The sequence below is a fragment of the Erysipelothrix amsterdamensis genome, from assembly GCF_940143175.1.
GTDB lineage: Bacteria > Bacillota_I > Bacilli_A > Erysipelotrichales > Erysipelotrichaceae > Erysipelothrix > Erysipelothrix amsterdamensis.
This window is the reverse complement of sequence record NZ_OW659496.1, coordinates 1,541,023-1,557,996: the sequence shown is the minus strand read 5'-3', so window position 1 is coordinate 1,557,996 and position 16,974 is coordinate 1,541,023. Positions and strand designations below refer to the sequence as shown.

Here is a 16,974-nt window from a genome sequence, read left to right as displayed (position 1 = left end):
TTCAGGGCAAATAAAAATAGAAGACAAGGAAATCCAAGAACAGTTTAACTCAAAATTAAATGCACCTTTGTAGGTTCATTTTTGACTTACGGCTCCTTTTATGACTATAATGAAACCGCTAAGCTTTTGTTTTTTAGAAAAACAAGACTAAACTCGGTAATAAATAGCGCATCATTTTTTGGGGAAATGGATGCAAATAGAATTTGGATAAGTGGGTGGGGAATGTATATTAAGAGAAGAAATGAATTTCGTTATTATGTTTTGCTTTTTTGTGTATCACTATTTTTATTTGGCTTTATGTTCTTAAATGAATTGGATATCTACCAAATCATTGTTTCGTATTTCCAAAATAGTAACGAAAGTTTATTTAATTCTGATGTCGGGATTTTCTTCTCAGACAGCAGTGAGATCACATTTATCAAATATACTTCAATTGAACTCCATAATGCATTGAAGTATTCAAGTTTTGAAGCGAACTTAACAAGGGCTCTGTCACTTTTCCAAATCGTGGTTCCTTTACTTGCTTCATTTGCGGGATTAATAATGTATCAAAACCAAACCAGTTGTAATGTTTTAAAATCATACCGTGTAAAAAAATATCGTAACTTTATTCGCAATGAACAGTTAAGAATCGCGATAAGCGTGGCGGGTTCAATTTTTAGCGCATACGTTTTATATTACCTACTTATTCTATTTATAAGCGGAGGACGATTTGACGGATACACAATTCACACGGATTTATTTTTAGATGTACTTGGAAATAAATTTTACTATCAACACCTCAAGTTTTATTATTTTTTACTGGGGATTGTAAAGTATTTACTCATTCCATTTGTTTTAGCCTATTTATCAACATCAATTGCGCTCTTCTCAACTAAAAAGAGTACGGTGGTGTTTGGGCTCTTAATTTATTATTTTGGTCTCTCAGTTCTTATGTTTCCTCTGGTTTCTGTGGGAACAATTGATAAGTTTCCAATTGCCATGTTGTTTGCGCCATCCACTATTTTTTCGATTAGTGATTACAATACAGCGCCCACAATACTGCTTTTTATCACAAACTCAATGCCCCTTATTTTAGGTTATGTATTATTTAACCATAAGACGCGAGGTAAGCATCTTGAGATTAGTTAGAAAAGCAGCATTTGCAGGCTATATCATGTATATTAGCTTTATATTTTTGATCGGTAATGCAGCGTCATTCCAAAATCTTTTCAATGATATATATTTTGTTATTGGTACGATTGTCTTGTACTTTTCGATCTATATAAAAGAAGATTGTGAGATGATGACGGTACATCGATATGGCTCAAAAATAAATTTTGCTTTAAAAACAATTGGGAACGCTGTGTATCATGCTTCAGTGCTTTATTTTAGTTTAGTTCTATTTTATTTGATCCTATCAATCTATTTTTATTCGGGTTTCGATTTTTATTATTTTCTGAAAATAATGGTGCTGGTGGTAGTGTTAGGGATATCGGAAGTGCTCGTAAAACTTTTACGTCTTGGCTCAAAGTTACCCATAACAAGTTTTGTGGAATTTCTGTTAATTCTTTCCTCTACAAGTTACTATATGCCAATATTGGATAATCCCATGAATCCGTTCTACATTTTTTATCATTTAGAAGGCTTAAATTGTGGGGTGATTATTTTAAACTATCTACCCTATGTATTCTTGTTGATGTTAGTTTTCTACTTAAAAATGGAGGATTTAGAATTATGACAGTATTGATTTATTTTATCACCTTGATACTTGGAATTATAATCTCTTTACTCCAAATGTTCCCAGGCCCGCATGGAGTCATAACATTGTGCGATCTTATGAATGTATTATATTTAAACTTTGAAAGTTTTCCTTTGTACGGCATTGATCAAGCAAGCATTCAAAATGTCATTGTGTTTACGTTAATTACAATTACATTAATGAATACCGTTTTAAGGGAATTTAAAGACTTACAATCATTTTATGGTCTCTTACTTTATCGGAAGAATATAATCACGTCTTATACAGTTCTAGCGAAGTATCATGTTTTGAATGCAATTAAGATGATGGTCATGACCTTTATATTTTTTGTTTTCATGACTTTAGTCTATAAGAGTACATTAACTACGATGTTTGTAATCATATTGTATCTCACCCGATTAACAAGTCTAATGCTAGCGATTGGACTGTTATTTGAAGCAATCAGTATCCGGTTCAGTGAGAATTTGGTTACATCAATTTTTCCATATTTTATGATTATGATTATGATATCAATGGATTATTACAGTTCAATAAGTATTGTTTCTTTTGTTGGTGTATTAGAACTTGAATTGATGCGAATGATTTTAGCTTTCGTATTTGTTTTAATTGCCTTCGTAGGTTCCATACTTATTTTAAAAAGGAGCATTTATTATGATTCAATTTAATGGCGTTTCTAAAAAGTTTAAAGACCTACTTCTTTTTGAAGATGTCAATATTAATATAAGAGAAGGAAAAAAGACCGCCATCGTAGGTCCAAACGGTAGTGGTAAGAGTGTGTTATTGAAACTCATCGTCGGCTACTCTGTCCCAACATCAGGGAGTATTGTGATTGATGGGAAGAAATTGCAGCAGGATATCGATTTTGTACCCAATGGCGGTGTAAGTATTAATGCGCCAGAGTTTATTGGTTCATTAACAGGACTTGAAAACCTTCGTGAAATTGCACGCATTCGAAGATGTGTGAATGAAGCGGATATTATCCTTCTCGCTAAAAAGGTTAATTTTGAAGCGGAGTTATCTAAGAAATATAAAACGTATTCCTTAGGAATGAAACAAAAAATGAGATTGATTCAAGCTTTAATGGAGCGTCCTGATTACTTAATCCTTGATGAACCCTTTGATGGACTGGATCGATTAAGTAAAAAAATTGTGATAGAAATGTTGGATGAATATGTTGAAGAAACAGGATGTACCCTTGTTTTTACCAATCATGGGGAAGAAGTTTTTGAAATTGCCGATGTTGTATATGAAATTGATGATAAAAAACTAAGACTCATCAAAGGGGAATCGGAATGTTAATGAAAAGACGGGTTCTCATTTTTTCGTTACTTATAACACTCATTCTTGTTGGATGTACACATCAAGAAGAACCGACATTGTCATTAAATGAAGAAGTGTTAAAGGAAATTAGAAATTCCGCATTTATTTTTAATGATAACTATAAGGATCCGGTAATTAAATCCTATCCCGATCGTTATACTCAATATTATTTATCGCTTGGCGAACACAATAACGCCACAATTTATCAAGTAGTGATGGATAGCGAGAAAGATGAAATTCTTGAAATTGTAAAATCTGAAGAAGTGCCATTGATTGAGAAGCCAGGTTTTGGATACTATTTTGAGGCTGAATACAGTGATACAAGTTATGAATCAGATTTTATCTACCTCGATTTTGATCGTCATTTTTTAAGAGTGTGTATTTTAGAGTCAAATCCGAGTGATTATCCAGCCACCGACATCCACGCTTACGGTCAAAATTTTTATCTAGAACCAACCGCTTTAGATTTTTTAGATCAATAATGCATTGTTTTAATTGATTTGAATCCTGCAATTTTTCACAGAACCTGTTGTTAAGGTTCTGTTTTTTATAGATTTACAAACTTAATAATCTATGTTATTCTTTTATTACTTTGAACATCAAAGTATATGAGGTGACAATGAAACATTTAAAAAAATTAATAATCGTTGCGGGTATATTGGTGGTACTACTTGGTTTTGCGGGTGGGTACTTCTTTAAACTTGCATTGATCCCGGGGGATAAAGATTTTATAGACGCTGATGTGAAAGCTGTATGGAAGCCCGATCAAGAATGGTTAAAATCGGTGAATAAAACGTCTCAAGAACTTGTCAGTGATTCCGGATTGAAACTTAAAGCGTGGTATGTTCCTGCGAAAACAGAAACGAAAGATACAATATTAGTTGCACACGGTTATAGCAATAACAAAGACCGTGTGGGTCATTATATCCGACTGTTCCATGAGATGGGATTTAATGTGCTCGCACCAGATGCACGATCACATGGTGAAAGTGAGGGAAACCTTATTGGATTTGGTTGGCCAGAGCGATTTGATATTGAAGCTTGGGTCCAAAAAATCATAAATCAAAATGGTGAAGATTCTCGAATTGCATTATTTGGTCTTAGTATGGGAGCATCAACGGTAATGATGGCAAGTGGTCTTGATCTCCCAGACAATGTCATGGCTGTGATTGAAGATTGCGGTTATACCAGTGTTGCAGATCAACTGTCTTATAAACTCAAAGATATGTATAATCTACCCGCCTTTCCAATGATTCCAATTACAAGTATGATTACGCAAGTCAAAGCAGGCTTTAATTTCTATGAAGCATCTGCAGTCGAGTCTTTAAAACGAAGCACGTTGCCTACGTTATTCATTCATGGGGATGCAGATGACTTTGTACCTTATGAGATGTTGGATACCTTATACCAAGCACATCCTGGTCCCAAAGAAAAAATCGTAATAAAAGGTGCAAATCATGCAGAGAGTTATGAAAAAGATCCTGTATATTACAAAAAATCCATTGAGTCATTTCTGACTCGTTATTTAACTCAAACACCAAATAATTCTTAACCTTAAAGAATGAAATACGGTCTTTTTAAAATATCAATTCTATGGTATTATATCCATGCATTGATATGCGTCCGTGGCGCAAGGGATAGCGCGTTTGATTCCGGTTCAAAAGGTTGCAGGTTCGATTCCTGTCGGGCGTGCCAATTTATAATTAATTAAGAGTCTCAAGATATTATCTTGAGACTTTTTTCTTTAGTTGAAATCATTAGGTTCTTCAGCTTTAGAGGGTTTAATCTACACATAACTATAATATGAATAGGTGTGCGTTTATGGTACATTTAAGGAAAGGGGGGCCTTCTTATCAAAAAAATAAATATGGTTTTTACGATATTGTTAGCAATCTTAATTACTACAAGCAGTTTTCAAGTATTCAATTATGAGTACCAGGTAGGACTTGGGCTTTTAGGTGTGGACCAAATTCATAGAGAACATTCAAAAGCTTACTATATTGATATAACTCCGAGTGAAGTGAATCGTTCGATTGATGATTTGATCGAAGACGTTAGAACTTTTAGTGAAAGATACAAATATAATATTGCGATTACAACTTCAGAGGATGACTATTCCAATCAAGAAAATGGCTACTTTTATTTTATAAGTGGTAATGAATCGAACCTCTTAAGCCACATTATTGTGAAAGAGGGGAGATTAAAGGAAAGTTTTTTTATTAATGACGATTGGGTTATATCTAATAATCACCTCAAAAAACCAAGTTATTTAATTGATTATCTGGATAATCGTTTCTATGATTTTGATTCAACTTATAAAGATTCCATTTCGATCTATCCCTTGTCCAAAATAGAAGAATACTATCCATCAAGTGGTATTCAAACTTTAGTTACAATTTTTGTTGACGAATATTCAACACAGATACAAGAGACGATCTTTGATTATTTTCAAGTTTATAATTATATGAATGGCCCTTCCGGATTTTTTGTATCTGAGTTAGGACAAATGAATAATGTAAGTGTGGATAGAGAATTACAGCCGGCTACGGTTGTTGCTGTTATCAGCGTTCTTATGTTAATGGTACTTACAGTACTTAAAAATGGTAAGGAAATCGGGATACGTTATTTGCAAGGACAGTCAACAATACAAATTATTAAAAAATTATTTTTAAAAGACATTATAGGTCTATCAATTCTATTCGCTTTTACGATTTTTTGTACAGCCTTTGTCATCACGGATTCTTATGGAACGTTACTATTTATGTTTTTAGTAAAACTGATTCCATTTGTTCTTATTTATGTTTTTAGTATCTTAGGATGTTTATTCGTTACATATTTTTTGGTTGTTAAACGAACGTCTAATGAAATTTTAAAATCGAGTATGTCAATTGTACCAATATATATGTTAACGCTTATTTTGAAAGCACTATCCATAATTATTCTTCTTATTCCTATTTTTACTCGAATTCAAAGCATTGAATACAAACAGGGGCATATAAATTCATTGACAGAAAATCCAATGGTTTTAAATTCTAAGCGCATTGCTTATGCATCAAAATCTCCTGTGGATAAAGATTATAAGGACTATGAGAAAGCTTTGTTTGAGCTTGTAAGTCAAAATGATATTGCATACGCAAACCATGATGCATATGATTTCTACCTCACCGTGCTAAAACATGATCAATACAAGAACATTGAATTAGCAATGGACGGATATGTACCACCATCCGTTCACATTAATAATGCATATTTAGATTATATCAGCATCACTGACGAAACAAATCGAATGTTAAATCCTAAAATGTTATCAAAAGATAAAAATTATATCTTGGTTTCTAAGGAACGAGTTAATACGTATTATAATTACTTAGAGCCATATATGAGTAACTATGAAATTCTTTATATTCAACCAAATTCAACTTATGTATCCGCCAATAGAACGATAGCCATTCCAGCAGGGACCATAGATGATCCTATTTACTTTGTAGATAATGTTTACTCAAGAGGGATTGATAACTTTACTGTGAGCTTGTTATACAACGGAGAAACCAATAGCCTTACAAATATCTTGGAACGTATGGATCAAGAATATGATGCGAGCTATAAAGTTGTGAAATCGCGAGATATCTATGAATTAAGTATTTTTGAAATCAAAAATGATTATTTAGTTTGTTTACAATCGATTGGATTATATTTTTTAATACTTCTAATAATAAACTATACTTCAATTAAAATCTATGTTGATGGCTATAGCAAAAAAATTGCCATTAGATATCTCAACGGGACGAATTATTACAATCGCTATGCAATGCTCATTAATGGATCAGTCTTTTCAACAATTGCTGCTTTTACATATCTTCTCTACCAGGCTTCAGGAGACAAAGCAATTGCTGCGGTATTATTAGGAATATTTGTCGTGACATTAATCTTGGAATGGATCACCATTAAGGCGAGCATAAAAAAATATGAATCGACGGAAGTGTCTACAATTTTAAAAGGAGATGACTAAATGGAATCAATTATAAAGTTAGAAGGGATTTCTAAACAGTTTAACGATATACCAATCTTAACTGAAATTAATCTAGAAATGCCATCTCATGAAGTTATTGTAATCTCAGGCCCATCAGGAAGTGGTAAAAGTACATTATTAAATATTATTGGACTCCTGGATACGCCAGACGAAGGCACAGTGACCTTGTTTGGAAAAGCAAATCCTAAACCGTTTTCTAAAGAAGCAACGGCATTATTACGCACAAAAATCGGTTATCTTTTTCAAAATTTTGCGCTCGTCGAGAACAAATCCGTCGAGTATAATTTAATGTTAGCTTTAGAGAACGTTAAGCTAAAGAACAAAAAAGAAAAGGTGAATGAGGTCCTAAAAAAAGTAGGTCTCGATGGATTTAAAGATAAAATTGTTTATCAATGTTCCGGGGGAGAACAACAGCGTATCGCACTTGCACGAATCCTTTTAAAACCTTGTGAACTTGTCTTGTGTGACGAGCCAACAGGGAGTTTAGATGAGCGAAACAGAGATAAAATCATAGAATTATTGATGATGTTGAAGGATGAAGGGAAGACAGTGGTGATTGTTACTCATGATTCCTATCTTATGACACTGGCAGATACACACTTAGTCTTAGAAAGTAATGATGGTGAACCAGGTTTTTCAATCACTAAAAAATCCGGGACGATATCATTTTGAAGTGGCATGGAATCTTATAAGACCTTCAATTTAAAGTGATTAATAATAGTGTTCGTGAAAAAATCTCGAGATTTGAACTTGGGATTTTTTTTGTGGATATAAATCAAGAGTGAATCGGGTGGATGAATACGCTGTTTTTGACTTCGTGTTAAAAATGTTTAGATAGCGTTTACATTTTATTTGTGAATGCTATTATAGAGTTATAAAGAACGTACCAAGGGGGGGAACTATGTTCAATATTAAAAAGCTTTTATGCGTGGGATTATTGCTTCCGTTATCTGGTTGTGGGACAACATTAGGTTCAGATTCAATTCAGATTCAGCCATTTGATTTATCAACGCCTTTAATCGAATCATCCATTGCTAAAACGGATCACGATGTGTATTTTGTCGAGAATGCATCGCTTTATTACTATAATATCAACCGACAAAAAGTAGCACGATTAACCGGGATGTCCTTTGCGGATGACCAAGAAGTTGAAAATGATCGGATATCCTATACACGCTACTTTGAGAGTTTTGTGCAAGATAGCGACTTAATTTATTATGGGGATTATCTTTATGGACTTTTCGCGCGAATGAGTGCCGATGGTGGAAGTGCTTATTCGCTTGGACGCTTGAATCGCAAAGGGGAAGCTTATGAAGAAGTTCTCCGCTTTGAAACCTTACCGCTTCGTTTTCGAATTGATTCAGGCTTCATCTATGTTCTTTTTGAAGATGAAGTAACCGGGGAATCCATTATTGAAGTATATGACCATCATTTTAAACAAATTGAACGTAATCTGTATCCTGAATCCATACAGACATATCAATTCTTTATTGATAAAGGGCAATTGAGAATTCCAGAAGAACCGTTGACCGTTTATGAAGATGAGACCATGCGACTTTATTATGAGATCCATCGGACAACGGATGATTCAAACACTTCTTTAGAAAATGCTCGCGTGACGGCAGTTTTTTCAAAGGGTGATCACGAAATTAGACTTGATAATAAAATTATTATGTATGCAAATAAAGATTATTTCTATACTTCAAGTCTTGATGGCATACAAGCATATGAACAGTATGATCATAATGGAACGTTGATCAGTCGCGTAGTACCCGCTGAGACAATCACATCTCGCGGACCGGAGAGCGCGATGTTCATGCGTAGTGATTTTTCACTGATGTTACGCGTTGTGGATGATCGTTATGTTTTTGGGAAATCACAGGAAGCTCACTTTATGTGCGATTTGGCGATGAAGGAGTGTGATTATCTTGTTAAATAGGTTGGAAGTAAGGAATTTAAATAAGGCTTATGGCGCTACGAAAGCTGTGAATAATCTTAGCTTTGATATGGAGAACGGGATTTATGGGCTTGTTGGGCATAATGGTGCAGGGAAGAGCACTTTAATTAAAATACTTGCAACCTTGATGAAAGCAGATTCGGGAACAGTATCTTTTAATGGAGAATTGATAAAAGATTACACCGTATTTCGAAGTCTTTTGGGTTATATGCCTCAAAATCAATCGTTACCTGCACAGATGACTATCGAGCATTTTCTCTTCTATATCGCATCCCTAAAGGCGATTCCAAATGATTTAGCGAGATTGCGGATTGAAGATCTTTTGACGCGTTTTAATTTGGAAACAAAGAAACATCATAAATTAAGTTCTCTTTCCGGTGGGATGAAACAACGGGTCTTGCTTGCGCAAGCGATGTTGAATGATCCCGCAGTTTTAATCTTGGATGAACCAACCGCAGGTCTTGATCCTGTTGAACGGAGCAATCTAAGAAATGTAATCATGGAACTTTCTGGTGATAAAATTGTTTTGATTGCAACGCATATTATATCCGATATCGAATATATTGCCGATAAAATAATACTTCTTCAAAAAGGAAATATCATTGAATTTGATACACCGGATAAACTTATTTTAAAGATGCGTGTCTTTGAATCCACGCTATCTTTTGAGGCGTATAAACGTTTCGCTCAAGAACATAAAATTATCAATAGCATTCGCATTGGGGAACAGGTAAGAATTCGCCATTTTAGTGATGACATTGAAGGGGTAAAGGTTAATCCAACAATCGAGGATCTTTACCTGTACGCACTATCATGATCCATCTTGAACTCAAAAATCTAAAAATGCGCATGAATTTTCGAATGCTCGTGGTGATTGTTTTAGCCTTTGTCTCTTTAAATATGGTTTATCTGAAATCTACAGGTGCGTATGATGCACTTTATAAGGAATATTCTAAACATACCGACTTGTTCACAAATGATTCAGTAGATGATGCCACAATGTATTTTGAAGAACAGATTAAATACATATCAGGTTATCATGAAAACATTGATCAACACCTTCAAGAAATCAATGACAAACGTGAGACGGGCCTTTTTGAAGATCCCAAAGATGTTCATAAATTGAATAAGGAACATGATTTTTATGAGCAGCTCAAACTTGAACCCGTTGAATTTATAAACATCCAACGCCATGAACTAATTTTACGCAGTCCAACGCCTAAGATTGTGATGCTGCTCTTTGGTTTTTATTTACTCTACTTACTTTTTGGAGAAGATCTTTTAGAAGGGACACTTGAGATTTATCAGCCGACACAAAGAGGTCTTTCAAAATTATTTCATTCAAAAATGGTGGTACTAACGGGGTTACTTTTCGTTGTGACGGGTCTTCTAATATTATTTGATGGGTTTAGATTGGGGTTTTCAAAGGCATCCATTCACAGCATTCCCTATTTCAAACATGTTTGGCTTATGGGAAGTGTGTTTCACTATTCAATGTTTAGGTATATCTCAATTTTTGTAGTGACCCTAATGCTTTTACTGTTAACTTTAATTTTTATGACCCTTACGCGAAATACACTTCTTACAGTAATCGCAGGATTAAGTGTTCTCTTTGTGCAAGGCATGCAATATGCAATGATTCCGATTCATTCAAAATATGGCTTCCTCAAGTTATATAATATTTACTATATGGTTGTCCATGATAAAGGCGATTTCCCTTATAATTTACTTCTTTTTTGTGTAGTTCTGACTGGAATTTTGGGCATTGTTTCATATGAGTGCTATGTAAAGAGTGGACCAATCCGTAAGCATAAGGGGGCGGGGATTCCGATTCGAAGTACACATCGAATTGTACATAGCATGTATCAACTTTGGATAAGTTCTTATGGGTTAATAATTCTTGTTTTTGTACTAATTTTTGGTATCTATAATATTAAAACCTTTTCGATCAGTACGACGTCAAATGAACAGTCTTATCAATTTTATAAACAAAATTATCTTGGCCCCATCGATGATTCAAGTATCATAAGACATAAGCAAGCACTTGAGATAATTCAAGAAGCTGTAAGAGAAAAAGAAAAGATTCAAATAATGATTGAACGGGAACCTGAGCGCGCTCATGATCTCTACGTAGAGCATGATGCGGTATTTAAACGTGCCCATGAAATTTCAAATGCACTCCGATTTGATGAAGAACTTAAGCAGGCACAGATGTTGGGTGTTGATACCATGATTGATAATCGTGGTGCCTCACTCATCGTTATGAAGAACCAAGTCTTCTATCGTCTTATCTTTATGGGTGTATTATTGGTCCCAATGTTTTTCTTAGGCTATCAGCAATACCACCTTATTTATGATCGCCGTAATGAAGGGTTTATTCATGTAAGTAAAATGGGAATGAAAAACTATCGAAAGATCCATAGATATTCACTCTTGATTTATTCGATGATGATGAGTTTCACAATGATTGCGATGCATATTCTAAAAATTACCAAGGTCTTAAATGTAGATTTTTCAAATACAATGAAAGACCTCCTCATTACATCGATTCCGGTCACGTTAAAAACAGGCATTGTTTTAGTGTGGGTTATGTTGACGCTCATGAGTTATGGTATCGGACGCATTGGAAATCTGATGTATTTAATCCAAAGGAATGTATTTAATGATAGCCTTTAAGTGATTTATAATCTTTTTAAAATTCATCCGTAATTCTACAGAATACGATATAATAGAAGATATTGAAATGAGGATGAGATATGCGATTGGATAAATTTTTAGCTCATAATGGATTTGGAACACGAAAAGATGTAAAGATACTTGTGAAAAAGGGTATGGTTACGGTAAATCACGATGTGGTACGGGATGCAGGTATGGTTTTAAACCTTGAAAAGGATGAAGTCTTTGTTCAAGGGGAGAGCGTATCGTACCAGAAGGATATTTACTTTATGATGAACAAGCCGGCTGGATATATTTGTGAACATAATCCTGAAATGTATCCCTCTGTTTTAGAACTGATCGAATCGTATCATCGTGATTTGGTTTTTGTCGGTCGCTTGGATGCGGATACGGAAGGGTTACTCTTAATTACAAATGATGGCCAGTTTTCACATCGTGTTGCGCACAGTAAAAGTAATGTTCATAAACAATATTATGTTGAACTGGATAAACCATTTGACCTGCGCTTTTGTGAAGAATTAGAAAAAGGGATGATGTTAGGGGATGAACTCTTGAAACCTGCTCAAGTTGAAGTTGTAGGGGAACGCGCCATCCACTTAACAATCGGTGAAGGGAAATACCATCAAGTGAAACGCATGATGCATGCCTGCGATAATGAAGTTACCTATTTAAAACGCATTAAGATTGGTGAGTTGGAACTGGATTCAAGCTTACAACCCGGTGCGTACCGAGATTTATCAGAGGAAGAAATCAACTTATTTATCAAATAAATGGTAATCTGATGAGTCTTTTGTGATGTGGGTATCATTTTGAATCAAAAGGGACTACGATTAAAGTAATATGAGTTTATAAACTTGAAAGGAGCATTGAGATGGAACCATTAAAACGTTCAGACAAAGTGAAAAAGTTCAGATATGTTGGTTCAGTTGCGGTTATTTTGATTGTGGTAATTATTGTCTTTGTTTATCAACTAACCAAACCAGCCAAACCAACAATCGTATTTAAAAATAATGCGCAATTAGAACAATACACTTACTTAAGTAATGCAGCACTACAAGATGCGATTGATCTCGAAAAGAGTAATTTTGGAACGTATCACGTTGAATTTTTAAGAGATGGAAAGATTATAGATCCTGAGACCATCCGACAAGAACAAATCCAGTTGTATACAACGATGCATAACATTCCCTATCCATTTCCAGAAGGGTATGATGATAAGGGAATTATGGACTTGCTAGATAACGGTGATGAAATTCCTGTTGTCGGTGATTTAGAAATGCGCTTTATCGCATCATTTTCAAACGGTGAAGAAGCAAGCTTTGAGAAAGTCTTTAAAGCCGTTGATACAATTCCGCCTAAAATAACATATCGTGTAGATGATAAAGAAGTTGATAGTGGTGCACGCATTGTGGTCCAAACAGGGGATGATGAAGGGGAATTGCGTGTTACGGATACGCGATTTGATCACGATATTGAGATTCAATTCAATTCTTCAAAATCACCGGTGAAAGAGGCGACACAGCTTAAAATTGAAGCTTCTGATGGTGTTAACGAAACGCAGTATCAAGTCTATCTCTATTATGTGGATCTGGAAAATGTTTCCGAAGAGATGTACCAAATCTTAAAAAATGCCGGAGTTATTAATCTAGATCGTATCCAAGTCAAAGAGTCGTAAGACTCTTTTTTTATGGTTCTCATTAATGTCTAACACGATATTAGATATTTGTTGACTGAAAAGACCGCTTGTGTTAATCTTTATCTAACATAACATTAGATGAATGTATAACTAAGCGTAGGAGGATGGTTTATGATCCATAAATTAAAGCGTGCATGGCGCGAAAGCAATCGTTTCAATCGATATGTGGTACTCCTTTGTAGTTTCGTATTAATTGGTGCCATGGAATTAATGGCATCGCAATATTTTGGAGCACTAACCCAATCGATATTACTGCGTGATTTTACCCAAACTCAAACCAGTTTAATAGGGTTTGGTTGTCTTACCCTCCTTGCGGTATTAATGACTTATCAGGCTCAAAAATATCAAACTCAAGTGATTGAAACAATGCGCAGTCAATTTAAAACAAAAACAGTTGATTGCATTTTGGAAAGTGATTATCGTGTCAGTTCACAACTGGAACAAGGTGATCTCATTGGACGGCTTGAAAATGATGTTTCAAGCATTGTTTCCGCAACAAATTTAAGTGTCACCTTATCTAAAGCGGTTGTACTTTTAATAATCTTATCCTTTGGGATTCTTCGTATTGATGTGCGTTTATTAATCTTGTATTTTATTCCCCTTCCATTGGCTTTTATCATTCAACGTTATGCTTCACAAAAATCCAGTGATTTCATCCTTCCATGGAAAACGGCTATGGGTAAAACCAATGCCCTCACGCAAGATGTGATGAATAACCGAACGACCATAAGAACCTTTGGTTTGTATGATACGGTTGCTTCATGGGTCGAGAAAGCACTGGTGGATTCACGGGATAAGGGAATCTATGGAATCCGTTCCCTCTACTTACTGCAATTTCCATTTTCAGTCTTTGCCATGCTTCCCAATTTCCTCATTGGTATTGGTGGAACCTATCTTATCGCACACGGTGAGCTAGAATTGGGTCAACTTGTCAGTGCCTTTCTTTTAGTTCAACTGATTTCAAATGAATTTAATGTTATTGCGAATATGGTTCAAAACATTCCGCAATTATTGGTTTCAACCGAACGAATTTATCCAATTTGGGATGCTGCGAAAGAAACATTCGGGAATGCGGTGGGATCAGAGGATAGCGATCCTGTTATTGCTTTTAAAGATGTATTTTTTGGATATCCAAATACGGATACTCTCGTATTAAAGGGCTTCAATCTTGAGATTTATGATCAGGAACACGTCGGTGTTGTGGGAACCAGTGGTTCAGGGAAATCAACGCTGATGAAGCTCCTGTTAGGACTGTATACGCCTCAAGCCGGTGCGGTTTATTATAAAGGGATTTCGATTCAAGATTGGGATAAACAAGCCTTACGTAATGACTTGGCGGTTGTATTTCAAAATAGTGAATTGATGAATCAAAGCATTCGTCAAAATCTTCAGTATGGCAATCAGATGGTATCGGATAAGAAACTTCATGAGGTGCTGGATCACGTTCATCTCTCAGACTTTGTGGATCAAAACGGCTTGGACTTTATCGTTGGCGAAAAGGGGAATCGTTTGTCCGGGGGACAACGTCAGCGCTTGTCGATTGCACGAGCGCTGCTTAAAGAGAGTGATGTCTTGTTGTTTGATGAAGCAACTTCAGCTTTAGATGTGGAAACAGAACAGCTCATCCAGCATGTTATGGATACGACAGAACGTACGCAACTGATTATTGCGCATCGTCTTGCAACCTTACGCAATTGTGATCGCATTATTGTGATGGATCAAGGGGCGGTTGTTGCGAGTGGAACGCATCATGAACTGATGGCTCAAGACGGGATCTATGCAAGTTTAATCGCAATTCAAAATGGAGGTGATCATCATGACAAACGTATTTAAAACCATGCGACGAATATCCAAAATTGGTTCGTGGGCTTTTGTTGGCGCAATTCTAGGCGGTTGTGTTGCCAGTCTCGCAAATTTCGGTCTTAACTTTACGTTTGGAAAGATGACGCAGATTTCCATCGAACAAGCTACAGCAGGAACTTTTGATTTACAAATCCTCCTCACAATAACCGGTCTATTTCTCCTTATGTTTCCACTTCTTGTAATGGGACAAACGGGAAATCTCATGGGGGGATTAAACGCAGAGAAACGTCTCAAAGAACACATGATTCATCATATCTTACGTCAAAAAGAAGCAACAATTCGTGCTTCACATACCGGCGATATGATGACCTTATTAACCAGTGATGCGGATGTCATTAATAATTATTATTTCCAAGGATTTAATTACATGTTTATTCATCCTACAGTGGGTGGTCTTGCAGCCTTAATCACAACATTCTTTGTGGATGTGCGATTTGGGGTGATTGCGGTTGTGTTGGGAATTGTGAGTGTATGGGTGGCAACACGGTATGCAGACGCAATTCAAACTGATTACGTATCAGCACGAAACTTCCAAAACAAAGCAACCAATCACGTATCCGATATTATCGCAAATGAAACAATGGTGCGTTTGTATAATGCACAGAATACGGTGGTGGATGATTATCGTGAATTAAACCAAGCGCATGCAAAGGCCCTCATAAATGCGGAAGTTAAAAAGCATCGAGTTACTATGTGGAATGATGGTTTTGGGGCTTTGGGTAAAATATTGTTTGTGGGAATTGGCTTTTACTTAGCACGGACCACTGATTTTGAATTTGCGAAGGTAATGTTGTTGTTACCATTACAGGCATCTATTGGATATATGTTTGGAAACTTTGGTGTTGCTTGGAACTATATTTTGGAAGTTCAAACATCTGCGGATCGTATCTTAACGATGTTGGACATGGAATGTGAAGAGGGTCGTATTGATAGACAAGACCTAAGTCTTGGGAAAGGTCATGATTTAATTACCTTTGATCAGGTTCAATTTGGATATCAACCAGATCATACCATTTTAAAGTCTGTTGATTTTACGATCAGTCCACAATCTAAGGTGGCGTTTGTGGGAGAATCGGGAAGTGGGAAGTCAACCATTTTTCAATTACTTCTTGGCTTTTATAAACCCGATCAGGGGCAGATTTTGTTGGATGGAAAGGATGTGCAAGATTATTCACTGCAAAGTGTCCGAAATCAAATTTGTTATGTCCAACAAGAATCCCCCTTGTTCAACACCACCATCCGAGAAAACATTCGTCTAGGCAGTAAAGGCATTGTCAGTGATGCGATGATTGAGGCAGCCGCACACAAAGCCGCAATCCATGATTTTATTGTGTCGCTTCCCCAAGGGTATGATACACATGTGGGCGAACAAGGTGGAATGCTTTCAGGGGGACAACGTCAACGCATCGCGATTGCTCGTGCACTAATAAGTGAAGCACCCATTCTCATAATGGATGAACCAACATCCGCATTGGACAGTGAGTCAGAACAACTGATTCAAAAAGCCATCGCAAACATCCAAAACGAAAAAACAATTCTTATTGCGGCACATCGATTGAGCACCATTCGAGATGCTGATAAAATTATTGTATTAAATCACGGTGTGATTGTGGAAATGGGAACCCATGATTCGCTGTTAACAGAGCACGGTGTCTATGAACGCTTTGTGCAGTCCCAACATATTTAAAGGA

General features: G+C 35.8%; 15 protein-coding genes and 1 tRNA gene. All 16 read left to right on the top strand.

The window, feature by feature from the left end:
- Nucleotides 1-222: 222 nt before the first annotated feature.
- The gene (locus NMG63_RS07505) at nucleotides 223-1,131 is read left to right on the top strand and encodes a hypothetical protein (protein WP_254006864.1); all 909 of its coding nucleotides are present in this window, start codon (nucleotides 223-225) and stop codon (nucleotides 1,129-1,131) included.
- Nucleotides 1,118-1,720: a hypothetical protein gene (locus NMG63_RS07500; protein WP_254006863.1), complete on the top strand. Its 603-nt coding sequence runs from the start codon at nucleotides 1,118-1,120 to the stop codon at nucleotides 1,718-1,720. The genes NMG63_RS07505 and NMG63_RS07500 overlap by 14 nt, the downstream gene beginning before the upstream one ends.
- Nucleotides 1,717-2,406, top strand: coding sequence for a hypothetical protein (locus NMG63_RS07495; protein WP_254006862.1), 690 nt, complete (start codon nucleotides 1,717-1,719; stop codon nucleotides 2,404-2,406). Before NMG63_RS07500 ends, NMG63_RS07495 begins: the two co-directional genes overlap by 4 nt.
- Nucleotides 2,393-3,040 (top strand): ATP-binding cassette domain-containing protein, encoded by a 648-nt coding sequence (locus NMG63_RS07490; protein ID WP_254006861.1) that lies wholly within the window; start codon nucleotides 2,393-2,395, stop codon nucleotides 3,038-3,040. Before NMG63_RS07495 ends, NMG63_RS07490 begins: the two co-directional genes overlap by 14 nt.
- The gene (locus NMG63_RS07485; RefSeq protein ID WP_254006860.1) at nucleotides 3,034-3,543 is read left to right on the top strand and encodes a hypothetical protein; all 510 of its coding nucleotides are present in this window, start codon (nucleotides 3,034-3,036) and stop codon (nucleotides 3,541-3,543) included. Before NMG63_RS07490 ends, NMG63_RS07485 begins: the two co-directional genes overlap by 7 nt.
- 137 nt (nucleotides 3,544-3,680) lie before the next feature.
- A complete protein-coding gene (locus NMG63_RS07480) occupies nucleotides 3,681-4,613 on the top strand; it encodes an alpha/beta hydrolase (protein WP_003774802.1) in 933 nt (310 codons plus the stop codon).
- Between the two features lie 67 nt (nucleotides 4,614-4,680).
- Nucleotides 4,681-4,756: transfer RNA gene (locus NMG63_RS07475), tRNA-Arg, on the top strand.
- Nucleotides 4,757-4,928: 172 nt separating this feature from the next.
- A complete protein-coding gene (locus tag NMG63_RS07470; RefSeq protein WP_254006859.1) occupies nucleotides 4,929-7,070 on the top strand; it encodes a bacteriocin-associated integral membrane family protein in 2,142 nt (713 codons plus the stop codon).
- Nucleotides 7,071-7,763: an ATP-binding cassette domain-containing protein gene (locus tag NMG63_RS07465; protein ID WP_013853297.1), complete on the top strand. Its 693-nt coding sequence runs from the start codon at nucleotides 7,071-7,073 to the stop codon at nucleotides 7,761-7,763. It begins immediately after the preceding gene.
- Nucleotides 7,764-7,992: 229 nt separating this feature from the next.
- Nucleotides 7,993-9,030: a hypothetical protein gene (locus tag NMG63_RS07460; RefSeq protein ID WP_238000491.1), complete on the top strand. Its 1,038-nt coding sequence runs from the start codon at nucleotides 7,993-7,995 to the stop codon at nucleotides 9,028-9,030.
- A complete protein-coding gene (locus NMG63_RS07455) occupies nucleotides 9,011-9,865 on the top strand; it encodes an ABC transporter ATP-binding protein (RefSeq protein ID WP_254006858.1) in 855 nt (284 codons plus the stop codon). Before NMG63_RS07460 ends, NMG63_RS07455 begins: the two co-directional genes overlap by 20 nt.
- Nucleotides 9,862-11,724: a lantibiotic ABC transporter permease gene (locus NMG63_RS07450; protein WP_238000493.1), complete on the top strand. Its 1,863-nt coding sequence runs from the start codon at nucleotides 9,862-9,864 to the stop codon at nucleotides 11,722-11,724. The genes NMG63_RS07455 and NMG63_RS07450 overlap by 4 nt, the downstream gene beginning before the upstream one ends.
- A gap of 80 nt (nucleotides 11,725-11,804) precedes the next feature.
- Nucleotides 11,805-12,494 carry a pseudouridine synthase gene (locus tag NMG63_RS07445; RefSeq protein ID WP_238000494.1) on the top strand — a complete coding sequence of 230 codons (690 nt, stop codon included), beginning with the start codon at nucleotides 11,805-11,807 and terminating at the stop codon, nucleotides 12,492-12,494.
- A gap of 101 nt (nucleotides 12,495-12,595) precedes the next feature.
- Nucleotides 12,596-13,399, top strand: coding sequence for a hypothetical protein (locus tag NMG63_RS07440; protein ID WP_013853292.1), 804 nt, complete (start codon nucleotides 12,596-12,598; stop codon nucleotides 13,397-13,399).
- Nucleotides 13,400-13,531: 132 nt separating this feature from the next.
- The gene (locus NMG63_RS07435; protein ID WP_254006857.1) at nucleotides 13,532-15,253 is read left to right on the top strand and encodes an ABC transporter ATP-binding protein; all 1,722 of its coding nucleotides are present in this window, start codon (nucleotides 13,532-13,534) and stop codon (nucleotides 15,251-15,253) included.
- Nucleotides 15,237-16,970: an ABC transporter ATP-binding protein gene (locus NMG63_RS07430; RefSeq protein WP_254006856.1), complete on the top strand. Its 1,734-nt coding sequence runs from the start codon at nucleotides 15,237-15,239 to the stop codon at nucleotides 16,968-16,970. Before NMG63_RS07435 ends, NMG63_RS07430 begins: the two co-directional genes overlap by 17 nt.
- The last annotated feature ends 4 nt before the right edge of the window (nucleotides 16,971-16,974 follow it).